Source organism: Micrococcus sp. HOU01 (genome assembly GCF_035609305.1).
Taxonomy (GTDB): Bacteria; Actinomycetota; Actinomycetes; order Actinomycetales; family Micrococcaceae; genus Micrococcus; species Micrococcus luteus.
The window spans coordinates 426,487-450,688 of the sequence record NZ_CP141211.1 but is presented as its reverse complement, the minus strand read 5'-3'; the positions used below and the strand labels follow the sequence as shown (position 1 = coordinate 450,688).

22 protein-coding genes and 1 pseudogene are annotated in these 24,202 nt (G+C 74.1%); 8 read left to right on the top strand and 15 right to left on the bottom strand.

The window, feature by feature from the left end; genetic code table 11:
* Positions 1-67: 67 nt before the first annotated feature.
* The 5 genes from SOY78_RS02125 to SOY78_RS02105 form a co-directional block, all read right to left on the bottom strand.
* The gene (locus tag SOY78_RS02125; RefSeq protein WP_060973795.1) at positions 68-409 is read right to left on the bottom strand and encodes a luciferase family protein; all 342 of its coding nucleotides are present in this window, start codon (positions 407-409) and stop codon (positions 68-70) included.
* A gap of 196 nt (positions 410-605) precedes the next feature.
* Positions 606-1,637 (bottom strand): methionine synthase, encoded by a 1,032-nt coding sequence (locus SOY78_RS02120; protein WP_036314939.1) that lies wholly within the window; start codon positions 1,635-1,637, stop codon positions 606-608.
* The gene (locus SOY78_RS02115; RefSeq protein WP_324701707.1) at positions 1,634-2,680 is read right to left on the bottom strand and encodes a putative oxygenase MesX; all 1,047 of its coding nucleotides are present in this window, start codon (positions 2,678-2,680) and stop codon (positions 1,634-1,636) included. Before SOY78_RS02115 ends, SOY78_RS02120 begins: the two co-directional genes overlap by 4 nt.
* On the bottom strand, positions 2,677-3,987 hold the full coding sequence (locus tag SOY78_RS02110) for a cystathionine gamma-synthase (protein WP_041103384.1): 1,311 nt from the start codon (positions 3,985-3,987) through the stop codon (positions 2,677-2,679). The genes SOY78_RS02115 and SOY78_RS02110 overlap by 4 nt, the downstream gene beginning before the upstream one ends.
* Before the next feature lies 1 nt (position 3,988).
* Positions 3,989-5,338 (bottom strand): O-acetylhomoserine aminocarboxypropyltransferase/cysteine synthase family protein, encoded by a 1,350-nt coding sequence (locus tag SOY78_RS02105; RefSeq protein ID WP_020626562.1) that lies wholly within the window; start codon positions 5,336-5,338, stop codon positions 3,989-3,991.
* A 296-nt stretch (positions 5,339-5,634) separates the two neighbouring features.
* Here SOY78_RS02105 and SOY78_RS02100 point away from each other — a divergent pair, with 296 nt between their 5' ends.
* The 7 genes from SOY78_RS02100 (at position 5,635) to SOY78_RS02070 (ending at position 10,319) form a co-directional block, all read left to right on the top strand.
* A complete protein-coding gene (locus tag SOY78_RS02100) occupies positions 5,635-6,363 on the top strand; it encodes a class I SAM-dependent methyltransferase (protein WP_041103385.1) in 729 nt (242 codons plus the stop codon).
* A 137-nt stretch (positions 6,364-6,500) separates the two neighbouring features.
* Positions 6,501-7,685 carry an MFS transporter gene (locus SOY78_RS02095; RefSeq protein ID WP_134416924.1) on the top strand — a complete coding sequence of 395 codons (1,185 nt, stop codon included), beginning with the start codon at positions 6,501-6,503 and terminating at the stop codon, positions 7,683-7,685.
* Positions 7,686-7,730: 45 nt separating this feature from the next.
* Complete coding sequence (locus tag SOY78_RS02090; protein WP_036381449.1) at positions 7,731-8,144, top strand: VOC family protein; 414 nt, start codon at positions 7,731-7,733, stop codon at positions 8,142-8,144.
* 117 nt (positions 8,145-8,261) lie between these two features.
* Positions 8,262-8,735 carry a GNAT family N-acetyltransferase gene (locus SOY78_RS02085; RefSeq protein WP_052006977.1) on the top strand — a complete coding sequence of 158 codons (474 nt, stop codon included), beginning with the start codon at positions 8,262-8,264 and terminating at the stop codon, positions 8,733-8,735.
* A gap of 560 nt (positions 8,736-9,295) precedes the next feature.
* Positions 9,296-9,619 (top strand): hypothetical protein, encoded by a 324-nt coding sequence (locus SOY78_RS02080; RefSeq protein ID WP_036381347.1) that lies wholly within the window; start codon positions 9,296-9,298, stop codon positions 9,617-9,619.
* Positions 9,616-9,894: a DUF7010 family protein gene (locus tag SOY78_RS02075; RefSeq protein WP_230594461.1), complete on the top strand. Its 279-nt coding sequence runs from the start codon at positions 9,616-9,618 to the stop codon at positions 9,892-9,894. Before SOY78_RS02080 ends, SOY78_RS02075 begins: the two co-directional genes overlap by 4 nt.
* Before the next feature lie 53 nt (positions 9,895-9,947).
* A complete protein-coding gene (locus tag SOY78_RS02070; protein ID WP_324701706.1) occupies positions 9,948-10,319 on the top strand; it encodes a DUF805 domain-containing protein in 372 nt (123 codons plus the stop codon).
* Between the two features lie 24 nt (positions 10,320-10,343).
* Here SOY78_RS02070 and SOY78_RS02065 read toward each other — a convergent pair whose 3' ends face one another.
* From SOY78_RS02065 to SOY78_RS02055, 3 genes are all read right to left on the bottom strand, one after another.
* The gene (locus SOY78_RS02065) at positions 10,344-11,771 is read right to left on the bottom strand and encodes a PQQ-binding-like beta-propeller repeat protein (RefSeq protein ID WP_324701705.1); all 1,428 of its coding nucleotides are present in this window, start codon (positions 11,769-11,771) and stop codon (positions 10,344-10,346) included.
* A gap of 244 nt (positions 11,772-12,015) precedes the next feature.
* Positions 12,016-13,284 carry an aminotransferase class I/II-fold pyridoxal phosphate-dependent enzyme gene (locus SOY78_RS02060; protein ID WP_324701704.1) on the bottom strand — a complete coding sequence of 423 codons (1,269 nt, stop codon included), beginning with the start codon at positions 13,282-13,284 and terminating at the stop codon, positions 12,016-12,018.
* Between the two features lie 156 nt (positions 13,285-13,440).
* Entirely contained in the window at positions 13,441-16,872 is a 3,432-nt protein-coding gene (locus SOY78_RS02055) for an SNF2-related protein (protein ID WP_324701703.1), read from the bottom strand.
* A gap of 133 nt (positions 16,873-17,005) precedes the next feature.
* On the opposite strand from SOY78_RS02055, the pseudogene SOY78_RS02050 reads away from it, so the two are divergent.
* Positions 17,006-18,690: pseudogene (locus tag SOY78_RS02050) on the top strand (SDR family oxidoreductase).
* On the opposite strand, the gene crtX reads toward SOY78_RS02050, so the two are convergent.
* From crtX to SOY78_RS02015, 7 genes are read right to left on the bottom strand one after another with little or no spacing between them, the layout of a single operon-like run.
* Positions 18,675-19,466 (bottom strand): C50 carotenoid glucosyltransferase CrtX, encoded by a 792-nt coding sequence (gene crtX, locus SOY78_RS02045; protein WP_324701702.1) that lies wholly within the window; start codon positions 19,464-19,466, stop codon positions 18,675-18,677. The pseudogene SOY78_RS02050 and the gene crtX overlap by 16 nt on opposite strands.
* Positions 19,463-20,014: a hypothetical protein gene (locus SOY78_RS02040; RefSeq protein ID WP_180949560.1), complete on the bottom strand. Its 552-nt coding sequence runs from the start codon at positions 20,012-20,014 to the stop codon at positions 19,463-19,465. Before SOY78_RS02040 ends, crtX begins: the two co-directional genes overlap by 4 nt.
* Position 20,015: 1 nt before the next feature.
* Positions 20,016-20,372: a C50 carotenoid gamma-cyclase subunit beta CrtYh gene (gene crtYh / locus SOY78_RS02035; RefSeq protein WP_036384348.1), complete on the bottom strand. Its 357-nt coding sequence runs from the start codon at positions 20,370-20,372 to the stop codon at positions 20,016-20,018.
* Positions 20,369-20,758 (bottom strand): C50 carotenoid gamma-cyclase subunit alpha CrtYg, encoded by a 390-nt coding sequence (gene crtYg, locus SOY78_RS02030; RefSeq protein WP_036314902.1) that lies wholly within the window; start codon positions 20,756-20,758, stop codon positions 20,369-20,371. The genes crtYh and crtYg overlap by 4 nt, the downstream gene beginning before the upstream one ends.
* Entirely contained in the window at positions 20,728-21,612 is an 885-nt protein-coding gene (locus SOY78_RS02025; protein ID WP_036384345.1) for a prenyltransferase, read from the bottom strand. The genes crtYg and SOY78_RS02025 overlap by 31 nt, the downstream gene beginning before the upstream one ends.
* Positions 21,609-23,309 (bottom strand): phytoene desaturase family protein, encoded by a 1,701-nt coding sequence (gene crtI / locus SOY78_RS02020; protein WP_036384342.1) that lies wholly within the window; start codon positions 23,307-23,309, stop codon positions 21,609-21,611. Before crtI ends, SOY78_RS02025 begins: the two co-directional genes overlap by 4 nt.
* Positions 23,306-24,202, bottom strand: a complete 897-nt coding sequence (locus SOY78_RS02015; protein ID WP_324701701.1) for a phytoene/squalene synthase family protein — start codon at positions 24,200-24,202, stop codon at positions 23,306-23,308. Before SOY78_RS02015 ends, crtI begins: the two co-directional genes overlap by 4 nt.

Genomic DNA, 24,202 nt, shown 5'->3' with positions numbered 1-24,202 from the left:
ACTACCCGCGAAAAAGAAAAATTCGCAGTCCCCTCCCGCCTCCGCTTCCCCGCCCCGGGACACTGTGTCAGCCGCGCGCGTAGGCGAGCGACTCCTCGATGATCCCGACGACGACGGCCAGCTCCGCCTCGTCCCGCGGACCGTAGAGCATCCACTCCGTGCCGAAGTCCGCGTAGCCATGCGGTTCGAGCCATCCGAGCTCGGTCAGACGAACGCCGCGCTCGGGCGCCAGGACGAGGTGCACTGACGTGTCGTCCACCCCATGCAGGTGCACCGGCTCCCAGCGCCGGCCTGGTGAGAGGTTGACCTCCGGGGTGCGCTCCTCCGGCCGGCCTGTCAGGTGGACGGCGCGCGACGTTGCTGGCGAGACGGTGCTGTGGCCCTCCTCGACGCCGTCGAGGGCGAACACCGCAGCGACCAGACGGCCCCACAGCTCCGGCGATGATCGCTGATCAAGCTGTCGGTGGGGCCCCTCGGTCGACGTCGCGGGACGACTGCCCGGCCGGGGATCGTCAGCGGTGAGCCGGACACGGGGGCTCGCATCAGGATCCATGCAGACGATCCTGACGGGGCCCCGCCGGCCAGGCAAGGCCATCAGGCCCCCCTCACTCCCCGCCCAGCTCCTCCCGGAGGATCCGCGCGCCGGCCACGAGCGCGGCGGTCTTGTCCCGCGCCACGGAGCGAGCCAGCGGCGCCATGCCGCAGTTGGTGCTCGCGATCAGCTTGTCCGCGTCCACGAACTCGAGGGTCTCCCGGAGGGTCGCCGCGACCTCCTCGGGCGTCTCGATCTCGTCGCTCGCCACGTCGATCGCGCCGACCATCACCTTCTTGCCGCGCAGCAGGCCGATGAGCTCCGCCGGCACCCGGGAGTGGTGCCGCTCCAGGGCGATCGTGTCGATCGTGGACTCGCGCAGCAGCGGGAACGACGTCTCGTACTGGCGCCACTCCTCCCCGAGCGTGGCCTTCCAGTCGTTGTTCGCCTTGATCCCGTAGCCGTAACAGATGTGCACGGCCGTCTCACACGTCAGGCCCTCGGCCGCACGCTCGAGCGTCGCCACGCCCCAGTCGCGGACGTCGTCGAAGAACACGTTGAACGCGGGCTCGTCGAACTGCACGACGTCGACGCCCACCGCCGCCAGCTCCCGCGCCTCCTCGTTGAGGATGCGCGCGAACTCCCACGCGAGCTTCTCGCGGCTGCCGTAGTGGCGGTCGGCGAGGGTGTCGATCATGGTCATCGGCCCGGGCAGGGTCCACTTGATGGGCCGGTCCGTCCGCGCGCGCAGGGCCTTCGCGTCGTCCACGAACACCGGCGCCGGCCGGCCCACCTCCCCGACGACGGTCGGCACGCTCGCGTCGTACCGGTCGCGGATCCGCACCGTCTCGCGCCGGTCGAAGTCCACACCGCCGAGGTGCTCGATGAACGTGGTGACGAAGTGCTGGCGGGTCTGCTCGCCGTCGCAGACGATGTCGATGCCCGCACGCTCCTGATCGGCCACGGCGAGGGCGAGCGCGTCGAGCTTGCCCTCGCGCAGCTGCTCCCCCTCGAGCTTCCAGGGCGACCAGAGCGTCTCCTCCTCGGCGAGCCAGCCGGGCTTCGGCAGGCTGCCGACGAGGGCGGTGGGGATCAGGGTGGTCATCGGGTCTCCTCGGTGTCTCGTGCGGCGTGGGCGGCGGCCCAGCGTTCCAGCAGGTCGCGGTGCGGGCCCACGAAGTGCTCCTGCGTGTACTCCCCCTGCTCCCGGCCGAGGCGGGCCCGCTCCTCGCGGTCGTAGGCGATCCGGGTCTGCGAGAAGTCGCCGTGGTCCAGGCGCGGCCGGTAGACCTCGCCGGCCCCGGCGTTCGCGTTGTAGATCTCCGGCCGGTAGATCCGCTGGAAGGTCTCCATGGTGGCGATCAGCCCGGCCAGGGAGAGGTTCGCGTGGTCGTTGAGCAGGTCGCCCCGCGAGTAGAACGCCAGCGGCGCCACGGCCCCGCGCGGCAGGAAGCACCGGATCCCCAGGCCCATCCGGCCGAAGTAGCGGTCCGTGCGGGAGGGCTCGTCCTGGCGGTACTCGACCCCGAGCACCGGGTGCTCGTTCGTCAGCCGCCGGTAGGTGCGGCTCGTCGACACGCTGATGCAGATCACGGGCGGCTGCGGGAACCGCTCCCGGTACGCCTGCGAGTCGAGCAGGTGCTGGAACAGCCGCCCGTGCAGGTCGCCGAAGCCGTCGGGCTCCTCGGTCCCCGGCGACGTCGCCGCGTGCGCGGGCAGCACCACGGAGAAGTCGTGGTCGCGGACGTAGGAGGAGAAGTTGTTCCCCACACTGCGGCCGAGCACAGCGCCCGTCGCACGCTCGACCACCCGCACGTCGAGCATCTCCATGAGCGGGAAGTCGACATCCGCGCCGTCGTCGGCGGTGAAGTGCACGTCGATCGAGACGATCTCGATCCGTGCCGTGTAGCGGTCCCGCTCCGGGTTGTCCCAGGGGGCGAGGTTGTTGAGGCGCCCGTCGATCATGGCCAGGGCGGCGCGCAGGTTCTCCCGCCGGTCCGCACCGCGGGCGAGGTTCGCGAAGTTCGTGGTGGCGCGCGTGCTGGCGGCGGGCGTGTAGTCCTCGTCGAACGGCGTGGTGTGGATGCTGAACGTCAGGTTGTCCACGCGGGTGGGCGCGGTGCTCGGGACAAGGGTGGCGTGGCTCATCGGGTCCTCTCCGGGGTGCGGGCGTGGGTGGTGCGGTGGTGGGCGGGGGCGGGACGGGGCACCGCGGACGACGACGGCGCCCCGCGGCCGGCGGCGACGCGTGCGGCGCACTCGAGGCCGGCCTCGAGGTCCGCCTGCAGGTCGGCCACGTCCTCGATGCCGACGGAGAGCCGGACCAGGTCCGTGGGGACGGCCAGGGGCGTGCCCCGCACGGAGGCGTGGGTCATCTCGGAGGAGTAGCAGAGCAGCGATTCGACCCCGCCGAGGCTGACCGAGAGCGCGAACAGCTCGGTGGCCTCGGCGAACGCGCGGGCCGCGGCCTCTCCCCCAGCCAACCGGATGGAGACGATCCCGCCGAAGCCGTCCATCTGCCGCGCGGCGAGTGCATGGCCCGGGTGGTCGGGCAGCCCGGGGTAGAAGACCTGGGCGACCTCGGGGCGGCCCTGCAGCCAGCCCGCGAGCGCGGCGGCGTTGGCGCCGTGCCGGTCCATGCGCAGGCCGAGCGTCTTGAGGCCGCGGGCGGCGAGGTAGGAGTCCTGCGGGCCGGCGACCGCACCGGCGGCGAACTGCTGGTAGGCCACCGCCTCGGCCAGCGCCCGGCCGCGGAACTCGCGGTCGGCCACCACCACGGCGCCGCCGAGCACGTCCGAGTGCCCGCCGATGTACTTGGTGGTGGAGTGCACCACGACGTCCGCGCCGAGGTCGAGGGGCCGCTGGAGGTAGGGCGAGGCGAACGTGTTGTCCACGACCAGCAGCGCGCCGGCGTCGTGGGCGATCTGCGCCCAGGCGGCCAGGTCCGCGATGCCGAGCAGCGGGTTGGACGGCGTCTCCACCCACAGCAGCGCGGTGCGGCCGGGACGGACGGCCGCGGCGACCGCCGTCGGGTCGGTGATGTCCACGGGGGTGTTGGACACGCCCCACGGCTCGAGGACGGTGGTGATGAGGCGGTGGGTGCCGCCGTAGCCGTCGCCGCCCAGCACGATGTGGTCGCCGGGGCGCAGCACGGCCCGCAGGAGGGCGTCCTCGGCGGCGAGCCCGGAGGCGAACGCGAACGCCCGGTCGCCGTGCTCGAGGGCGGCGAGCTGGGTCTCGAAGCCGTTCCGGGTCGGGTTGGAGCCCCGGCTGTACTCATGCCCGGCGCGCAGCACGTTGATGCCGTCCTGCACGAAGGTGCTGGTCTGGTAGATCGGCGGCACCACGGCGCCGGTCAGCGGGTCGGGCTCCTGGCCGGCGTGCACGGCGGTGGTGGTGAAGCCGCGGACGGCGGGGCGGGACACGGAGCGGGTGGTGTGGTGGACGGCGGTCATCTCAGCGCACCTCCTGGGTGACGGCGGCGGTCTCGGGGACGGCGGGCGTGGCGGCGGGGACGGCCGGCCCGGCGGCGGACACCGCGGCCAGGGCACGGTCCAGGTCCGCGATCAGGTCGTCGGGACACTCCAGCCCGATGGAGAGCCGGACGGTGGTCTCGGCGATCCCGGCGGCCTCGCGCTGCTGCCGCGTCAGGCGGCAGTGCGTCATGGTCGCCGGGTGGGAGACGAGGGACCGGGCGTCACCGACGTTGACCACCAGCTGGAACAGCTCGAGCGCGTCGAGGAACGGGGCCACGGCCTCGGGGCCGCAGGCCAGGTCGAAGGAGAACACCGAGCCGACGCCGTCCGGGAAGTCGCGGGCGGCCAGCGCCGCGCTGGGATGCCCGGCCACACCGGGGTGGTGCACCCGCGCGACCGCGGGGTGCCCGGCCAGGTGTTGGGCCACGGCCAGCGCGGTGGCGGTGTGGCGGGCCACGCGCAGGTCGAGCGTCTCGAGCCCCTGGATGAACTGCGCCGCGCTCGCGGGGGCGAGGGTGGGGCCGAGGTCGTGCAGGAACTTGCTGCGGGCCAGCGTCAGGTAGGCGCCACGGCCGTGCCGCTCGACCAGCGTCTGCCCGCCGTAGCGGGCCTTGGGCCGGGCCAGCTGCGGCCACCGGTCCGGCGCCGCGCCGTAGTCGAACGTGCCGCCGTCCACGATCGCGCCGCCGAGCACCGCGCCGTGTCCGCCGAGGAACTTGGTGGCCGAGTGCACGACGACGTCGGCGCCGTGCTCCAGCGGCCGGTAGAGGGCCGGCGTCGCGAGGGTGCTGTCCACCACCACCGGCACACCGGCCGCGTGGGCGAGGTCCGCGAGCGCGGGCAGGTCCGGGAGGGTGGCGAGCGGGTTGGTGATGGCCTCGAGGAAGAACGCGCGCGTGTCGGGCCGGACCGCGGCGGCCCACGCGGGCGGGTCCGCCGGGTCCGCGAAGGTGACCTCGATGCCGAAGTCCGCGAACGTGTCCGTCAGCAGGTCGACGGTGCCCCCGTAGAGCTGGCTGGAGGCGACCAGGTGCTTGTCGCCCTGCAGCAGCGCCAGCAGGGACAGCGCGACGGCGGCCTGGCCGGTGGCCGTGGCGATCGCGCCGATGCCGCCCTCCAGTGCGGCGAGGCGGTTCTCGAACACCGCGACGGTCGGGTTGCCCGTGCGGCTGTAGGTGAAGCCGGGGGTCTCGAGCCGGAACATCGATGCCGCCGTGGCGTGGTCCGGGAAACGGAACGCCGTGGTCTGGTGGATGGGCGGGACAACCGGCCGGTGGGGTGCGGCGGGCTCGTAGCCGGCGTGGACTTGCTGTGTGGCGTGACGGGGCATCTGCTCTCCTCCATCGGTCCTGGCGGTAGCACCGGGCCTGCCGTTCCCGGGGGTCCGGGTCCGGCGGGCGGGTTGCTGCGGCGTCGTCGAGCCAGATCTCTCGGCCGCTCTGGATGGGTGGTGAGCCCATCCCACGCGGTGGGCCGCCGCGAGTCCAGCGGGCGGCCGGCTCGCGCGTCACATGAGCCGCCACCGCGCCATCCAGGACCGGCCGGAGCCTCTCCGGGGCGCGGCGGGCCGTGGCAGACCCGTGTGACGGACCGGCGTGGAGGGGGGGGTGTGTCAGACTCCCGGGCATGACGCAGAGCACACCGGGCGGACCGGCCACGGGCCTGCCCGACTTCCGTCCCTCGGGCAACCAGGGCGTGGACCCGGCGCTGTACGAGATAGAGAACGCGGCCATGGACCGTGAGGGCGCCCTCTGGGCGGCGCTGCAGGAGGCGGCGCCTTGGGCCGGGCGGACGCTGCTCGACCTCGGTGCGGGCACCGGCTTCTGGCTGCCCCGCTACGCCGACGCGGCCGAGACGATCGCCGTCGAGCCGGACGTGCGCCTGCTGGGGGCCGCCCGCGCCCGCCCCGGCGGGGCGCGCGTGCTGTACGGCTCGGCCGAGCAGATCCCGCTGCCGGAGGCGAGCGTCGACGTCGTGCATGCCCGGTTCGCGTACTTCTTCCCGCACCCGCGCTGGGACGTCCGACCCGGCCTGGACGAGGTCACCCGGGTGCTGCGGCCCGGCGGCGCGCTCGTGGTGATCGACAACGACACCGAGCGCGGCCAGTTCGCCGAGCTGCTGCGGGCGAGCACGAACGCGGCGGCGCAGGGCCAGGACACGTACGCGCGCGAGTGGTGGGCCGGCATCGGGGCCGAGACCCGTGAGGTCATGAGCTCGTGGACCTTCGACTCCCGCGCCGACCTCGAGGCCGTCCTGCGGCTGGAGTTCGAGCGAGGGGTCGCCGACGCGTGGCTCGCCGAGCACCCCGCAACGACGTCGCTGAGCTACGGCTACCTGCTCCACGTGTGGCGGTGAGCATGGACCCGCGTCGCCAGACGCCTACCCCCCGCGGCCCTGACACTGGGACGCCCCCGCCGCCGGAAGGACGGGCGCGGTGGCTGGTCGCCTCCAACGCCCTCGACGCGGGTGGCCGGTCCGCCACGGACGTCGCCTTGGATGTCCTGGCGGTGCTCCTGCTCGGCGTGGGCGCCGACGGCATGGGCGTGCTGATGACGCTCTCCGGGTTGGGATTCCTCCTGCTCGGCGTGCCCATCGGCATCGTGGTGGACCGACACCTCAGCCCGCGGCTGCTCGCGGCCACCGGCCTCGCCAAGGCGGCGGTGCTCGGCTCGCTCGTCGTGGCGTGGGCGCTCGACGCGCTCACGTTCGGTCACCTCGCCGCCGTCATGGCCCTGCTGGGCGTGCTCACGGTGCTGGCCGAGACCACCCAGACCGCGCTCGTGCCGCGCGTCGTGCCGGCCACCGCCGTCGCCCGCCTGACGGCGCGGCTCGAGTCCGCCGACGCCGCCCTCGTGTTGATCGTGCCCGCCGCGGCGGGCGTCCTCGTCGGGTCGCTGGGCGCAGGGCCCGTGCTCGGCATCGCGACGGCGTTCCTCTTCGCGGCGGCGATCGTCGCGCTCCGGGTGCGGTTGCGGCCCTCCGCCGCGGCGGACGTCCCGGACGACGACGGGGACCCCGGCGTCGCGGACGTCCTGTCCCGCTGGGCCCGGTTCGGGAAGGACGCCGCGGAGGGGTGGACGGTCCTGCGGCGCACCCCGGTCCTGTGGCTGCTGACGATGGGGTCGGTGGCCGCCAACGTGGGCATGGCCCTCTTCGCCCCGGTCGAGGCGGTCTGGATCCTGACCGACCTGCGGCTCGGGCCGGAGTTCCTGGGCATCCAGATCACCGCGGGCGCGGTCGGGGCACTGGCGGCCTCGTCCCTGGCGGGCCGGGCCATCGACCGCCTGGGCGAGCGCCGGTGCATCCTCCTCGGCTCGGTCGGCTGCGCCGTGGCCGTGGGGCTGCACCTGCTGGCCTACGCCGACCGTGCTCATGCCGGGCCGTGGCTGCTGGCCGGCGCCGCCCTCTGGGGGTTCATGGTCCTGCTCGGGAACATCACCCAGGCCGCCGTGACCGCCCGCGCCTGCCCCGAGGGCACGCTCGGGCGGGTCACCGCGATGCGGCGCACCCTCACCCGGGGCTCCGTGCCGCTGGCGACCCTCGCGGGAGGTGCGCTCGGGGCGACGCTCGGGGTCGGCTGGGCGCTCGCGGGGTGGCAGGTCCTGGCGGTGGTCTCGCTGGCCGCCGTCGTGCCGGCCGCGCGGTGGGTGGATGCGGGGCGCGACGACGTCGACTGAGGCCGAGACGCTGACGCGGACACCGAGGTTGCTTAATGTGTGGCCATGGTCACCCATCCTGCGCTCCAGCAGCCGGTGATCGACGCCGTCGACATCCGTTCCGTCGCGGAGTTCTACCGCGAGCTCCTCGGCCTCCACTACCGCGCGGGCGACGAGCTCGCGGACGGCCGCGAGCCGGACAGCGCGGACTGGCTCGTGCTGCTGGACGACGACGGCCGCCGCGTCCTGACATTCCAGCGCACCGACGAACTGAAGCCCAGCACGTGGCCGTCACCCGAGGTGCCGATGCAGCTGCACCTGGATTTCACCGTGCCGGACCGCGAGTCCCTCGACGCGGCCCACGACCACGCGCTGCACCTGGGCGGACGCCTCATCCTGGACCGCTCCGACGACGAGGACGAGCCCCTGTACGTGTTCGCGGACCCGGCCGGCCACCCCTTCTGCGTCTTCGTGGGGTGAGCGCGGCAGACCGCGGGGCGGTTTCACGCACATGTCGAAGACAAGAAGCCGGTTCAGTGCCGTCGGTAAGGTCGTCGGGTGATCCCGCAACCCACCGATCGACTCACGTTCCGGTGCATGACCGACGCTGACCTCGACGACATGTTCAGGCTCCTCGGAGACGCGGAGGTCATGCGCTACTACCCGCGAGCCAAGTCGCGCAATGAGGTGCGGCGGTGGATCAACTGGTCGAAGGACAACTACGCCACGCATGGGTTCGGCCTGTGGGTCATCGAACACTGGACCACCGGCGACTTCATCGGTGACTGCGGCCTGACCTGGCAGAACGTCGACGGCCAAGAGGTCCTCGAGGTCGGCTACCACGTCCTGCCCGAACACCAGGGACAGGGACTGGCAACCGAGGGGGCCTCTGCCTGCCTGCGATACGGGTTCGAGACCCTGGACGCAACGCTGGTCACCGCGATCATCAACCCCGACAACACGGCTTCCCGTCGCGTGGCCGAACGAATCGGCATGACCGTGTGGAAGAGCACGCGTGATCCCAGTGGGGCGCCGATCGTGGTCTACAGCAGCCACGGCCACGAGGCATGACGCACTGAACTGCCGCCATGGGTGCGTGCCCAGTGAGAAGACACGCCCTGGACCCAGCCGGCCAGGCGCTTCTGCGTCTTCGTGGTGGGGGCTGCGGTCATCTGCACGATACGGTGCCGTCCATGCATCCGGACCCGGCCGAGGCCATGCTGCGCGTCGCCCGGGCGCGCGCCGGCGGGGACCGCGTCGAGTGGCGGCGGGGCACCGCGGAGCTGATCGAGCCGGCGTCGGCGGACCTGGTGATCATGAGCGGGAACGTGGCGATGCACCTGATCGACCAGGACTGGCAGCAGGAGCCCACGGAACGGACGACGGCGGCCGGTCGCCCTACTCGAGTCCGAGGCCACGAGCACGCCGGACGCGGACGGCGTCGTCGTGCACCGATGGCGCACCGAGTACTCGGACGAGGGCGTGGACCGCGTCTGGAGCGACTGGCACGGCCGCCCATTCGACGCGGCGGAGCACCCGTTGATGATCATCGAGGCCTGTCCACAGGGGGCCTGACCCGTCCACCCGTCATGGCAGGATGACGCATGTCACACGTGATGCGAGGGGGAACCATGACGGACACGACCACGGCCCGCCCCATGCGGCCGGCCCACTTCGACGACGACCCGCCCGTCCGCGGGATCGGCCACCTCCGGCACCCGGTGGTGTCGGGCGGGCTGATCGGGGTGGTCGGCGGCGGCGCCTTCCTGTTCGGCGGGATCGCGGGGCTGCCGCCAGAGCACCAGGGCACGCTGCGGGGCGTCGCGGTCTCGCTCATCAGCTTCACCCTGGTGGTGGTGCTGCTGCGCCGGCGGATGCTGCCCACCGTGCCGACGCCCGCCCGCGGCGCGTCTACGGGATCGCCGTCGTCACAATGCTGGCGCTCCTCCCCGTGACCCGCCTGGTGGCTTTCGGACTCGACGCACCGACGGCCCAGATCGCCCTGGTGGCCGCCGTGGTGGGTGGCCACTTCCTCCCGTTCGCTCGGGCATTCCAGGCCCCGGTGTTCTGGTGGATCGGCGGGGCGATGGCCGTGCTGGGGCTCGCCGGTGCCGTACTCGCGGCTCTCGGCGATCCCGTGGCCGGGCCCGCGGGGGCGACCGCAGCGGGGGCTGCGATGCTCGTGATCGTCGCGGCACAGGGGCTGCTGGCGTCCCCGCGGCAGGACTGAGGGCCGGACCATGAACATGCTCCAGGCCATCCGCCGCTACTACGCCGGCTGACGTGCAGTTCAGCGGGCGCGCCTCCCGCGCCGACTTCTGGCTCGCGGCGCTCTACCTATGGCTCCTGCAGGCCGTCGTTCACTTCGTGTCCACCGCCCTGGACGTGTTCGTCCTCGGCTCGCCGGACCTGTCCCTCCGCGACGCGGCCGTCCTCCTGGTGGGGATCACGCACGCGCTCCCCTCGCTCGCCCTGCTCGCCCGGCGCCTCCACGATGCGGGCTTCAGCCGCGCGTGGCTGTTCCTCGGGCTGGTACCGTTCGTCGGCCCGCTCACGCTGCTCGTGTTCGCGCTCCAGCCGTCCGCCCCGCGCCTCGGACACCCCGCCGATGCGTCGGACCCGGTTCCGGCGGGGGCCACGGCCGCGCGGCGCTGACCCCCGCCGCCATGTCCGGCCCGATCAGTGGTCGTGGTCGTCGTGGTCCTCGTCACCGTGCGCGCCCTCCTCGGGCTTCACGGACTCCGGCTGGCCGGTGACCACGGCCATCTCGACCGGGGCGAACTCCAGGTCCTTCTCCAGGACGGTCTCACCGGTCTCCAGGTCCACGGCCACGAGCCTCCGGTTCTCCGCGTCCGTCACGTAGGCGGTGTTCCCGGCGACCTTCAGGATCGGACCGGGCTCCTGCCACTCGTCCTTCTCCTTCCACGGCTCGATCACCGGGTACTCGGCGGTGACCTCACCGGTCTCCTCGTCGATCACGGTGACCTCGCCGTCGTAGGTCAGCACGACCGCGGAGCCGTCCTCAGCGCGGCCGAGCGAGCGGAACCAGTAGGACGAGCCGAGGTCCACGGTGGTGAGCTCATCGGTGCGGGTGTCGATGAGGGCGATCCCCGTGGGCCGCTCGACGGCTTCCTTCGGCTCCTCCTCGACCTTGTGATCACCCAGGACGATGGGTGAGTCATGCAACCCGAACAGGTTCCCGGAGCGCTGGTACTCGGTCTCGACCTCCACCTTGTGGAACTCGCCGTCCCGGTACACGACGGGCCCGTTCTCGCAGCCCATCACGACGACGTCGCCCGCCTCCGTCGGCTGGGCCGCGGCCTCGCCGTGGCTGCCGGGGCAGTCGTCGGTCTCGGCCGTGACCTCGCCGGTCTTCGGGTCGATCACCTGGAGCGTGTTCCGGGAGTCCTCGGTGCCCTGCGTGGTGAAGAGGGTGCCGTCGGAGAGCTCGAGCGCCACGCCGTGGTGCGGGTCCTCGGTCTCGGCCTCCGTCATGACGGGCATGAGGTCCGGGGTCGCCTTGTCCAGGTGGGTCGAGTCGAAGGTCCGGATCGCGCCCGTGTCGTCCGCGAAGAGGGTGGTCTTGCCGTTGTGGGTGACGACGTGGCCGGGATGCTCACCCGGGAACGTTACGCCGGTCATGCCGGGCGCGGACTCGTAGTTGTGGACGTGATCGCCGTGGGCCTTGGCCTGGATGCCGGTGGAGAACACCTCCCAGCCCTTCCCGGTGGTCACCAGGACGTCCTTGCCGTTGCCGGCGTTGCTCAGCCGCGTGAAGCCCGTGATGTCCTGCTCCTTCACCACCTCACCGGACTCGGCGTCGAGCAGCGTGAGCCCGTCCTCGTGCGAGAGCAGGATGCGCGGCGTCACCGCGGAGACCTCGGTGGTCTGGGTCGGGTCGACGCGGTCCTCCGCGGAGACGGAGGAGGCCGCCGTCGCCTCACCCGCCGGCGACTGGGCGCCGCCCGCGGCGGAGGCGGGTGCCGACGTCGGGCCGGACGGGTCGGCGTCCGCGCCGCACGCCGTCAGGGCGATGGCCGCGGCGGCGAGGGTGGCGGAGAAGGTGGCGGTGCGCGTGGAACGGCGCTGCGGGGCGAAGTGGGACACGGGGAGCCTTTCACGAGGGCGAGAAGATGCGACTGATTCACAATAAGAACTGTTGCGGATGGTTCGCAATACTGCGGTGGACCCCGCCCCGGCATCTCGGCGGCGCCGACGGCGCGCCCCCGTCGCGGGAACCGGCACGTGACGCCCTCGACGCGGCGACCGGGCCGTCAACGGCACGCCGCTCGGGCGCCACTACCGGCTGGGCGGCTGAGGCGTCGGGCGGTGCGGCGCGCGGCGGAGCCCGTCAGGCCAGGCCGCGCGCCGCATGCCAGGCGGCGATCCGCTCGAGCGCCTCGTGGACGGCGTCCGGGCCGGCGGCGAAGGAGAGCCGGACGGACTCGGGCCCGTGGACGGCGTCGAAGTCGTCGCCGGGGGTCAGCGCGACGCCGGCCTCCTCCAGCAGGGCGGCGCAGTAGCCGACGGCGCTGCCGAACTCCGCCAGCATGCCCGGGGCGAGACGGGCCCAGAGGTAGAAGGCGCCGTCGGCGGGGGCGGCGTCGGCCCAGCCGAGCCGGGGCAGGGCGGCCAGCACGACGCCGCGCGTCGCCGTGAAGCCGCCGGCCTGCTCGGCACAGAACGCGTAGGACTCCTCGCTGAACGCGTGGACGGCCGCCTCCTGGGCCGCGGCGGGCGGGCAGAGGGCGACCGAGCCGGCGAGGCCGTCGACCGCGGCGGCGAGGTCGTCCGGCATGAGCATCCAGCCCAGCCGCCAGCCGGGCATGCCCCAGTACTTGGAGAACGAGCTGACCACGAGCGCGGTGCGGGAGGTGCGCCATGCGCAGGCGCCGAGCCCCTCCCCGTCCGTGTGCACGATGCCGTGGTAGATCTCGTCCGAGACGAGCCGCACACCGCGTTCCTCGCACCAGCGGGCGAGTTCGGCGAGCTCGGCGGCGCTGACCATCGTGCCCGTGGGATTGGCCGGGGAGGCGAGCACGAGCCCCGCGACCGGGCCCTCCGCGAGCGCCGCCTCCAGGTGGGCGACCGTGGGCTGGTAGCGGGTGCCGGCGTCGACGTCCACGTCCACCACCTCCACCCCGAGCGCCGTGAGGATGTTGCGGTACGCCGGATAGCCGGGGCGCGGCAGGAGCACGCGGTCCCCCGGGGGGAACGCCGCGAGGAAGCCGAGCATGAACGCCCCCGAGGAGCCCGTGGTGATCGCGACCTGCTCGGGGCGCACGTCGAGCCCGTACCAGCGGCGGTAGTGGCCGGCGACGGCGGCCCGCAGCTCCGGCAGGCCCAGCGCCGGGGTGTAGGCGAGGGCACGGCCGGAGGCGTGGACGGCGGCGGCCGCGGCGTCGACGGCGGGCGGGGCGCCCCCGCCCGGCTCCCCCGCGCACAGGCTGACGACGTCGTGGCCGGCGGCACGGAGTTCGGCGACCCGGCCGAGGATGCTCATCACCGTGAACGGTGGCACCTGAGACCGGGCGGACGGCGCGAAGGCGGGGGTGGCGGTGGGGGCAGGGGCGGCGGTGCTGGCGGGGTCGGCGGTGCTGGAACGGGACGGGCGACGCATGGCCCGAGGCTACCCCCCGCTTTCGTTCGGGAAACGGCGCCCCGGGGACGACTTTCGTTGACGAAACGGGCGGGCGGGCCGCCGTTTCCCGAACGAAAACGTCGCGACACGCCGCCGTTTCCCGAACGAAAACGTCCGGTACGCCTCGCGCGGCCCTCACTCCTCGGCGCCGAGCATCTCCCGGATGTCCTCGGCGGTGAGGGAGTCGGTGAAGGCGCCGGCGCCGGAGTTGTCGGACTCGTCCATGAGCGCGCCGAACAGCTCGGCCTTGCGCCGCTGCAGCTCGAGCACCTTCTCCTCGATCGTCCCCTCGGACACGAGCCGGTAGACCATCACGGTCCGCTCCTGCCCGATCCGGTGCGCCCGGTCCACGGCCTGCGCCTCCGCGGCGGGGTTCCACCACGGATCCATGAGGAACACGTAGTCCGCCTCGGTCAGGGTCAGGCCGAAGCCACCCGCCTTCAGGGAGATCAGGAACACCGGCGCCTCGCCCTCACGGAAGCCACGGATCACCTCGGCGCGCCCGCGCGTGGAGCCGTCGAGGTACGCGTGCTCGATCTCCAGGTGGTCCAGCTCCTCGGCGATCACCCGCAGGAAGCTCGTGAACTGGCTGAACACGATCACGCGGTGCCCCTCGCCGATCACCTCGGTGAGGTCGTCGAGGAACCGCTCGAGCTTCGAGCTGGGCACGGAGGCGTACTGGTTGTCGACGATCTGCGGCGCCAGCGCGAGCATCCGCAGCAGCGTGAGCGACGTGAAGATGGTGAACCGGTTGCCGTCCATGTCCCCGAGCAGGCCCAACACCTTGCGGCGCTCGCGCTGGAGCACGCGGTTGTAGAGCTTGCGGTGGGCCGGCTCGAGCTCCACCTGGAGGATCTGCTCCTGCTTGGACGGCAGGTCCTTCGCCACGAGCTCCTTGGAGCGGCGCAGCATGAACGGGCGCACGCGGCGGCGCAGGGCCGCCATCCGCTCGGGGTCCCCCCCGGTCTCGATGGGGGTCACGTAGGTCTCGCGGAACCGGCGGTGGCTCGGGAACAGGCCCGGCACGACGACGCCCAGCAGCGCCCACAGGTCGCTGAGGGAGTTCTCCATCGGCGTGCCGGTGATGGCCAGCCGGAAGGGGGCGCGCAGGTCGCGGGCCACCGTGTGCACCTTCGCGGCGCGGTTCTTCAGGAACTGTGCCTCGTCGAAGACCACCCCGCCCCAGTCGAGTCCGCCGTACTGGCCGGCGTCGATCCTCAGGAGCGTGTAGCTGGTGACCACCACGTCCGCCCCCGCCACCTCGTCCGCCACGGCGGTGCCGCGCTTGCGGGTGGTGGTGTCCAGGACGCGCACGTCGAGGTCCGGGGTGAACTTCTCGGCCTCGGCCGCCCACACGGACACCACGGAGCTCGGCGCGACCACGAGGAACGGCGGCCGCTCGGGCCGGGCCTGGCGCGCGTGGGCGAAGAGCGCGAGGGTCTGGACGGTCTTGCCCAGGCCCATGTCGTCGGCCAGGATCCCGCCGAGGTCCTGCTCCCACAGGAACGCGAGCCAGCGCAGGCCCTCCTCCTGGTAGGGGCGCAGGTCGGCCTTCAGGCCGGCGGGGCGCGGGGCCTCGGGGAGGCGCTCGACGGCGGCCAGACGCCCGACGGCGGCGGTCCACTCCGGGTCCTCGTCCACCTCGTCCGCGAGCTCCTTGAGGTCCTCCCAGAAGCCGACCTGGTGCCGTGAGACGGGGGTGTGCTCCGGGGTCCACTCCTGCAGGGTGGCGGCCTCGGAGAGCAGGGCGCGCAACCGGTCGAAGGCGGGGTGGTCGAGGCCCAGGTAGGAGCCGTCCGCGAGGATCAGCGTGGTCCTGCCCTGCACGAGCGCGGTGAACAGCTCCACGAACGGCAGCACGTGCCCGTCCACGGAGACCTGCACGCCGAGGTCGAACCAGTCGTTCTGCGTGGCCTTCGTGCCGACCTCGATGCGCGGGGCGGCCTTCAGCTCGCGGTAGTCGGGGCGGTCGCCGGTGACGTCCACGCGCACGTGGTCCGCGCGCTGCAGCAGCGGCAGCACCTGCTCGGAGAACCGGGCGGCGCCCACGCCCTCGAGGACCTGCTCCTCCGCACGGCCGGCGCGCGGCCAGAGCTCGGCCACGGCGCGCAGCACCGCGTCCTCGTGCCGGGTGTCCCGCAGGGGGTCGCCGCCGGCGTCGAGGCCGAGTTCGCGGGGCGGGTCGAAGTAGAGCCAGGACCAGCGCAGCACGAGCTCGTGGCCGGGTCGGAAGTCGGCGCGCAGCCGCAGCACGGGCGGCTCGAACTCGGGCAGCTCCACGGAGGCGTCGCCGCTGGTCACGGGCAGGGCGCCACGCAGCCGCGGGTAGATCCGGCCGAGGAACTCCTCGCGGTCCGCGGCGGGCACGCGCACGGGCCCGCCGGCGAGCACGAGCTGCTGCACGGCCTCGGGGACGGGGCGTGCGGCGGGGATCAGGTGGAGCACGGCCTCCTCGTCCGTGAGCTCCACGCGGTAGAAGCCGATGCCGCCCACGGCGTGCACACCGCTCAGCCCGGGGACGGGCGGGGCCGGGTCGAGGGCCGGGGCCACGTCCAGGCCGCCGTCGGGGGCGCCGGTGACGTCCAGCCCGACGGCGGCGGGCGCCTCCAGCACCACGTCCGTCAGCAGCCCCAGCGGCACGAGCTCCACCCCGACCTCGCGGGCCTCCGCGAGCAGCTGCCAGATCCGCGGGGAGTCGAAGACGTGCAGACCGAACCAGGCGTCGCCCGGGTAGGAGTCCTCGGCCTGGACCTGACGCCAGATCAGGCGCATCGCCCGCTCCTGGGCGGGGGCGAACTCGGCGCGCGGGAACTGGAACGCCTTCCACGTCAGCCCGCCCTTGATCCACGTCCCCTTGGCCCCGCGCTTGAGCGGGCGCACGGTCACGTACAGCGGGCGGCCCTCGCGCACCTGCTCCTCCCCGGCCGTCGCCGGGCCCCACTGCTGGAACGCGTTGCGGGAGGACTCGGCCACGAGCTCCACGCCGATCGCCAGCGCGGGCGGCGTGCCCAGCCGGCGCGGACCGTCGAGCCCGGCCAGCGGCTCCATGACCCGTCGCCAGTCCAGGCCGGCAGCGGGTGGGGGCGCCGCCCCGTCCGCGGCCGGGGCGTCGAGGCCGGCCGGGCCGCCGCCGTCGTGGCCCCGGCCGGCGGGCGCGGGCAGCGCGTCCGCCGTGGTGACCATCTCGGCGAGCTTGCGGCGGGCGTCGTCGAGGGCCTGGTCGGCGTCGAGGCGGACCACCTGGTAGAGCGCGGCGGCCACGTGCTTGCAGTCCGTCCCGACCGGGCACGTGCAGCGCCCGCCCACCGGCTCCATGAGGGCGCCGGCGCCGTCCTCGGCGGCGTCGTCGTAGGCCTCCTGCAGCTGCACCTGCACCCGGTAGGGGCTGGGCGCGGTGCCCTGGACGGAGGCGCTCAGACGGCCGGTGGCGGCGTCATAGCGCAGGCGCCCCACGGCACCCGACGCGGCCACGGCGAAGCCGCGGTCCGCACTGGTGGGCCCGACGACGGCGCGGATGGCCTCGGTGCGCAGGTGCGGCAGGACGTCTCCGGAATCTGCAGTGGCCATAGCGAGCAGTCTTTCACGGCCGTGCCGGGCCCGCTCCGACCGACGCAGGTCCGGCGGCGTGCCCACTCACGGGCCCCGGGTCCGCACACCTGAGACCTTCAGCCCGACCCGCCCCGGACCCTAGAGTGCGCCCATGGCGTCCACACAGCCCTCCCCCGTCCCCGCCGGTGCCACGCCGGCGTCCCACACCTCCCCCCTCGGCCTGTCCCTGCCGGACGGCCGGGGCCGTCGCGTCCTCGTCACCGGTGCCACCGGTTACGTGGGCGGGCGCCTCATCCCCGAGCTGCTCGCCGCCGGCTTCGACGTCCGGGCCGGCGCCGGAACCCCTCCGACCTCGCGGACCGACCGTGGTCGGACAGCATCGAGGCGGTGGAGCTCGACCTCACCGAGGCGGACCTCGTCGAAGCCGCCATGCAGGACGTGCACACCGTGCTCTACCTCGTGCACTCCATGGGCGGGGGCGGCGACTTCGTGGCCCAGGAGCAGCGGATCGCGGACATCGTGGGCACCGCCGCGGACACGGCCGGCGTGGCCCAGCTCGTCTATCTCTCCGGCCTGCACCCGGACACGGTCCCCGTCGCGGAGCTGTCCGACCACATGCGCTCCCGCGCCCTCGTGGCCGAGCGTCTCGAGCGGGCGGCGACCCCGGCACTGACGTTCGAGGCCGGGGTGATCATCGGCTCGGGCTCCACCTCGTTCGAGATGATCCGCCACCTCGCCGAGCGGCTGCCCGTGATGCCCGGCCCGTCCTGGCTGAGGAACCGGGTGGAGCCGCTGGCCATCCGCGACGTCCTGTACTACCTCCTGCAGGCCTGCGCCCTCCCGGAGCCCGTGCAGCTGCGGGCCCAGATCGGCAACGGGCACCCCCAGCCGTTCGCGAGCGTGCTGGTGGACTACGCCAAGGCCGCCGGCCTGTCCCGGCGCATCGTGATCCCCACCCCGTTGCCCTTGAAGACCCTGGCGGGCTTCTGGATCGGCATGGTGACCCCCATCCCGGTCGCGGTGGCCCTGCCCCTGGCCGCATCCCTCGCCGAGGAGGCGGTCGTGGAGGACCGCTCGGTCCGCGACCTCATCCCGGACCCGCCGGGCGGGCTGACCTCCTACATGGACGCCGTGCGGCTGGCGCTGAAGCGGGAGAAGGAGGGCCCCCTGGACGTCACCTTCGACGCGGACCTCCAGAGCTCCGCGGACCCGGCCGCCCCCCTGCCCTCGGATCCCGAGTGGGCCGGCACCACGGTCTACACGGACGAGCGCGAGCGCGAGTCCGACCTGCCCGCGCAGGAGGTGTGGCCGGTGATCGAGTCGGTGGGCGGCGCCAACGGTTGGTATTCCACCCCGCTGCTGTGGAAGATCCGCGGGCTGATGGACAAGTTGGCCGGCGGGCCCGGCCTGACCCGCGGCCGGCGGGACCCGGACCACCTGCGACGCGGCGACGCCGTGGACTGGTGGCGGGTGGAGGACGTGGAGCCGGGGCGGCGGCTGACCCTGCGGGCGGAGATGAAGGCCGGCGGGCGGGCCTGGCTGCAACTGAGCACCGAGCCGCGGGAGGGCGGAGGCTCCGTCTACCGCCAGCGGGCGGTCTTCATGCCGGACGGCCTGCTCGGACGCGCCTACTGGACCGCCATCCTGCCCTTCCACGCCGTGGTGTTCCCGGAGATGGCCGCGAACATCCTGGCCGAGGCCAGGCGCCGGCACGACGGCGGCGAGCGTCCCCGCACCCGCGGCCTGCTGCGGCCGCTGGTGGACCGGCTGCCCCTGCGTCGCAACCCGTTGGACAGGCGAGCCCGCGGCGCCGGCGGGGCTCAGTCGCGGGACTGACCGTCGGGGCCACGCCCCCAGTGGGGCCGGGGGCGTGACCGGGCCGCCCGGCGCAGCCACCGCCGCCCGGGGGACAGCCGGGCCCAGTTGACCTGCAGGGTGGTGACCGCCATCCGGCCCTGCCGCACCCGCTGGCGCAGGGAGTGGAAGATGCGCCCGGCGACCTCCACCCGCAGGTCCGGATCGAACCGGATCCGGCGGCCGGCCAAGGCCAGCTGGAAGGACAGGTCCAGGTCATCGTGCACGTCCCCGCGCTCGCGGTGGACGCGGGTCCGCACAGCCTGCCACGCCTCGGCGCGCAGGGCGCAGTTGGAGCCCCAGACGGGGGTGGCCGCCACCGCGGCGCCCGCCCCCCAGCGGTACGCGCCGGTGTAGAGCGCCGCCCGCACCTGTCCCCGGAGGCCGGGCTGGTCGTGGAAGGTCCCCGGCCCGGTGAGGGCGTCGAGCCCGGGGTCGGCGTCGAACCGGGCCACGATCCGTTCGAGCCAGTCCGCGGGCATCCGCGTGTCGGCGTCGCAGCGCACCAGCAGCTCCCCGACCGCGGCGTCCAGGCCGGCGGCCGCCGCGGCCGGGACCCCGCGGCGCGGCTCGTGCACCACCCGCGCGCCGGCGGCGCGGGCGAGCACCGCCGAGTTGTCCACGCAGCCGTTGTCCACCACCACCACCTCCAGCGCCGGCCGGCTCTGGGCGGCCAGCAGGGCGAGGCACACGCGCAGGTGCTCGGCGTCGTCGAGCACCGGGACGACCACGGAGACCGTGGGGCGGGCCGGGGTCACCGGGTGCGCTCCCGGCGCACGGCGAGGGCGGCGCCGATCCCGGCGCCGACGAGATCGGCGGCGAGGTCGCCGATGGTGTCCGTGTAGCCCACACCGATCTCGGGGGTCACCGCCGTGTGCCCCCACCATTCGGCCAGCTCCCACACCACGCCCAGGGCCACGGCGGCGGCCGCGATCCCCAGCCCGGCCAGGCCCGGGCCGAGCAGCGCCACGGTCTGCCCGGCCTCGGTCCCCCGACGCCGGAGCCATGCCCCCACCACCAGTGCCGTCAGGCAGGCGACCACGGCGGAGGCGGCGGCGTGCACGAGCAGGTCCAGCCACGGCACCCGTGGGTAGAGGCCGATGACGCTCAGCCACCCGGCCAGCAGCAGGACCGCCTGCGCGGCCCAGTCCAGGGCACCGCCCGGGGCGAGCCAGCGGGTGAGCCACTGGGAGCCGAACACGAGCAGCATCGCCGCCGCGGACGGCCATCCGGCGTGCACCGCCGCGACCGGGACGAGGATCAGGCCGAGCGCGCGCAGCAGGTCTGCGGGGATCAGCGGCAGCATGTCAGCGATCGTCCGGGTGGGGGCGGCGTCCCGGCCGAGGGCCGCGCCGACCGGCACGACCACGGCTCGTCAGCAGCAGCCAGAGCGCCGGCAGCAGCAGGGCGGAGCCGAGCGGGTAGGCGAAGTCCTCCACGGGCGCCTGGCCCACGTAGGCACCCACCAGCAGCTCACGGCCGTAGTCGAAGAGCCCCGCGGCGATCATCACGTTGTCGAAGACCGCCGTGAGGGCCCACAGGGCCACCAGGGTGGCCGCCACGGCCCGCAGGTGCTCGCCCCGCACGCGGCCGACGAGGGCGGCGCCCACGAGCACGGCCAGGGCGAAGCCCACGAAGACGAGGACGAGGTCGAGGAAGGTCACCGGCTGCCCCCGTCGGTCGGATCGGCCGGCGTCGCGGCACGGGCGTCACCTCGCCGGCCGCGCAGCAGGCGCAGCGCCCCGGTGAACAGCACCATCGTGATCTGGCTGAGGAAGAGCAGGAAGAACCCCTCCTCCAGGGGCAGCTGGGGGGCGAGCATCACCCCGGTCATGTAGGGCGACTGCCGGTGCAGGAACACGCCTTCGGCGATCCCCCACAGGTCCCAGGCGAAGAAGTAGGCCACCCCGGCGGCCAGCACCAGCAGCGCCGGGAGCGGGCGATGCCACAGGAACAGCTCGAAGCGCCGGTCCACCAGCAGCATGCAGCCGATGACACCCAGCAGGGCCAGCAGGTAGATCATGCCGCCGCCCCCCGGGTCAGCGCCCACCCGATCAGCAGCAGGGTCACGAGGAAGCCGGTCACGTAGTTCAGGGGGAGGAACAGCTGCCAGCCGCGGTGGGCCGCGCCCGAGGTGGCGTCCGTGACGCGGCGGAAGCGCAGGGTGTTCACCACGTAGGGCACGGCCAGCAGCGCCGCAAGCGGGCCCGGCGGGTCGGTGGCCAGCAGCAGCAGGCCCGCCGCCGCGTACAGGCCGGCGGCGAGCAGGACGGTGCGCCGAGCGCCCAGCACGGTGGCCACCGAGGCCAGGCCCCCCTCCCGGTCCGGCACCACGTCCTGCACCGCCCCGAACATCTGCGAGGCCATGCCCCACAGGAAGAACGCCCCCAGCAGCGCCGCCAGGGCGGGCGTGGGGGTCGCCCCGGCGAGCACGAGGCCGTAGACCGCGGGGGAGACGAAGTGGGTGGCGGAGGTCGCGGCGTCCAGGAAGGGCCGCTCCTTGAACCGCAGCCCCGCCCAGGAGTACGCCACCACCGCGAACAGGCTCACCGCCAGCACCAGCACGGCGGCCCACTCGCCCCGCACGGCGGACCAGCCCGCGAGCACGGCCACGAACGGCACGGGCAGCAGCACCGACCACGCCAGCACCCGGCGGCGCACCGCGGGGTCGCCCAGCACGGAGCCCTCCACGCCCCCCTTGCGGGGGTTGCGCAGGTCCGAGGCGAAATCGAACACGTCATTGATGCCGTACATGGCCAGGTTGTAGGGCACCAGGAAGAACACGACGCCCAGGACCACCAGCCACGCGGGCAGCCCCCCGGTCAGGATCGCGGCGGCGGCGAACGGGTAGGCCGTGTTCACCCAGCTGACCGGCCGGGACGCCCAGAAGAGGGTGCGGATCATGTGCCGCTCCCCCCGGGGCCCGCGGGCCGGGCCCTGCGCGCGTCGTTGCGCAGTTCGTCCCGGACCACTTCGGCGGAGATCAGGCACATGGGCACCCCGATTCCCGGGCGCACCGAGGAGCCCGCGTACATCAGGCCGGCCACGTCCGCGTCCCGCACCGAGGGGCGGAACATGGCCGACTGCGCCAGCGTGTGCCCGGGGCCCAGCAGCGAACCCCGCCAGGCGTGCACGTCCGCGGCGAAGTCACCGGGCCCGTAGGTGCGCCGCACCACGATGCGCTCGGCCAGGTCGGGGATCCCGGCCCAGCGGGCCAGCTGATCGAGGGCCCGGTCCGCCACGGCCTCCACCTGGGCGTCCCCGGCGCGGTCCACCCGCCAGCTCTGGCCGTCACGGACCCGGATGCCGCCGCGCCCCCACCCCGGCTCGGCGGGGGCCGGGACGAGGATGAAGAGGTTCTCGTCGCCCTCCGGGGCCACGCCCGGGTCCGTGGCGGAGGTGCGCGAGACGTAGATCGACGTGTCCGCGGCGAGGTCCTCCCCCCGCTCGATGCGCCCGAAGTTGTCCTCCCAGTCCGCCGTGAACAGCAGGGTGTGGTGGGCCAGCTGGGGCAGGGATCCGCGCACCCCCACGCACACGAGCACGCCGGAGGGACCGGGGTCGCGCCGGTCCCACGTGGACTCCGCGACGCGCCGGCCGGGAGGCAGCAGACGGGTCTGCACGTGGTGCAGGTCCGCGGCGGCCACCACCACATCGGCGTCGAGGCGTCCCGCGGCGCCGTCGTCGGACCGCCAGGCGACGCCGGTCACCCGGCCCGGGCGGCGACGTCGGCCCTCGTCCCCGCGGGCTGCTCCCGGCCTGGGCAGGCGGGCGGCCAGGCGTCCGAGGCGGCCGGCGGGGGCGGGACGGTCCACCACCTCGACGGCGGTCGCCTCGACCCCGGTGCGGATCTCCACGCCGACCTCGCGCACGACCTCCGCCATGGCGTCCACCAGGGCCGCGAAACCGCCGAGGGGGTACTGCACGCCGTCGGCGAGGTCCAGATGGGACATCAGGTGGTACATGGCGGGGGCACGGTCGGGGGACGTGCCGAGGAAGACCGCCGGGTAGCCCAGGATCTGGCGCAGCCGGGGGTCCTGGAAGCGGGCCGCGACGTGGGAGCGCAGGCCCCCCAGCAGCTGGGGCCCGAGGGCCGGCAGGGCGCGCAGGACGTCCGGGTGGGCCAGGGCGGCCGGCCGGCGGAAGTCCGTGTAGAGGAAGTGGTCCTTGGCGAGCCCGTAGATCCGGGACGCGGAGTCGAGGTAGGCCCGCAGGCGGCGCCCGGCGCCGGGCTCGAGGGACTCGAACAGCGCCTCCGCGTGGCCGGTGCGCACGTCCACGGGGGGCTCGTGGAGGTGTTCCTCGAAGTACACCCGGTAGCCGGGGTCCAGGCGGCGCAGGTCCAGCCGTTCCGCGGCGGAGGTCCCCATGAGGCGGAACCAGCGGTCGATCACCTCGGGCATCAGGTACCAGGAGGGCCCGGTGTCGAAGGTGAACCCCGCCTCGGACCAGCGTCCGGCACGGCCGCCCAGGACGGCGCCGCGCTCCAGCAGCGTCACCCGGTGCCCGTCACGGGCCAGCAGGCCCGCCGTGGCCAGTCCGGCGAACCCGCCGCCCACCACCACGGTGCGCGGGCCGGGAGCGGTGTCCCGGGCGCTCATCGGCGGCCTCCCCGGCGGCCCCGTGCCAGGACGCGGGCGGCGATCCGGGCCTTCTGGCGGTCCGGCACCCGGATACGGCGGTGGGCCAGCTCGGCCGCCGGGGTCGCCTCGATCCGGTCCACCAGGGCCGCGAACAGTCCGTGCGCCAGGGCCACGGCGCGCCCGGCCCCGGGGTCCAGGGCACGGATGCCGGGAAGGGCGGCGTCGAGGTCGGCGCGGACCTCGGCCACGAGCTCGGCCTTGCGCGCCTCGGTGAGCACGCCCGGTGCGGCACCGGGCAGGTAGGTGCGGCCCAGCTCGTGGTGGTCCGCGGCCAGGTCCCTGAGGAAGTTGACCTTCTGGAACGCCGCCCCCAGCCGGGAGGCCTGCGCGCGCAGCTCCTGCCGCTGGCCCGGGGTCCGGGCCCGCGTGCCGGGGAGGGAGAGGAAGACCTGCAGGCACATCAGTCCCACCACCTCGGCCGAGCCGTGGATGTAGGCGTCCAGGGATTCGGCGCCGTGCTCGCGGATCCCCAGGTCCGCGCGCATGGAGGCGAAGAAGGGACGGGTCAGCTCCGGGGTGATGCCGTGGCGACGGGCCACATCGGCGAAGGCGTGCAGGACCGGGTCGGTGGCGAAGCCCGACGCCATCGCGGCCTCACACGCCCGCTCGTAGTCGTCCAGGGCGGCGCGGACCCCGGCGTCGTCGAGCCCGGCGGCCACTGCGACGCCGTCGACCACCTCGTCGGCGACGCGGACCATGGCGTAGATCGTCGCCACGTCCTGGCGTGCCTGCCGGGGCAGGGTGCGGCAGGCCCAGGAGAAGGACGTGGAGTAACGGCGGATCACCTGGGCCGCTGCGGCGTGGGCCGTCCGCGTGTACAGCGCGGCAGGGCTCGGGGCGGGCGCGGCCAT

What these genes read in the sequence shown, in the direction of transcription:
- SOY78_RS02120 (WP_036314939.1), bottom strand. Translation starts at nt 1,637, where the DNA reads ATGACCACCCTGATCCCCACCGCCCTCGTCGGCAGCCTGCCGAAGCCC.
- SOY78_RS02115 (WP_324701707.1), bottom strand. Translation starts at nt 2,680, where the DNA reads ATGAGCCACGCCACCCTTGTCCCGAGCACCGCGCCCACCCGCGTGGAC.
- SOY78_RS02110 (WP_041103384.1), bottom strand. Translation starts at nt 3,987, where the DNA reads ATGACCGCCGTCCACCACACCACCCGCTCCGTGTCCCGCCCCGCCGTC.
- SOY78_RS02105 (WP_020626562.1), bottom strand. Translation starts at nt 5,338, where the DNA reads ATGCCCCGTCACGCCACACAGCAAGTCCACGCCGGCTACGAGCCCGCC.
- SOY78_RS02100 (WP_041103385.1), top strand. Translation starts at nt 5,635, where the DNA reads ATGACGCAGAGCACACCGGGCGGACCGGCCACGGGCCTGCCCGACTTC.
- SOY78_RS02090 (WP_036381449.1), top strand. Translation starts at nt 7,731, where the DNA reads ATGGTCACCCATCCTGCGCTCCAGCAGCCGGTGATCGACGCCGTCGAC.
- SOY78_RS02085 (WP_052006977.1), top strand. Translation starts at nt 8,262, where the DNA reads ATGACCGACGCTGACCTCGACGACATGTTCAGGCTCCTCGGAGACGCG.
- SOY78_RS02080 (WP_036381347.1), top strand. Translation starts at nt 9,296, where the DNA reads ATGACGGACACGACCACGGCCCGCCCCATGCGGCCGGCCCACTTCGAC.
- SOY78_RS02060 (WP_324701704.1), bottom strand. Translation starts at nt 13,284, where the DNA reads ATGCGTCGCCCGTCCCGTTCCAGCACCGCCGACCCCGCCAGCACCGCC.
- SOY78_RS02055 (WP_324701703.1), bottom strand. Translation starts at nt 16,872, where the DNA reads ATGGCCACTGCAGATTCCGGAGACGTCCTGCCGCACCTGCGCACCGAG.
- SOY78_RS02040 (WP_180949560.1), bottom strand. Translation starts at nt 20,014, where the DNA reads ATGCTGCCGCTGATCCCCGCAGACCTGCTGCGCGCGCTCGGCCTGATC.
- SOY78_RS02025 (WP_036384345.1), bottom strand. Translation starts at nt 21,612, where the DNA reads ATGATCCGCACCCTCTTCTGGGCGTCCCGGCCGGTCAGCTGGGTGAAC.
- crtI (WP_036384342.1), bottom strand. Translation starts at nt 23,309, where the DNA reads ATGAGCGCCCGGGACACCGCTCCCGGCCCGCGCACCGTGGTGGTGGGC.
- SOY78_RS02015 (WP_324701701.1), bottom strand. Translation starts at nt 24,202, where the DNA reads ATGGCCGCGCCCGCCCCGAGCCCTGCCGCGCTGTACACGCGGACGGCC.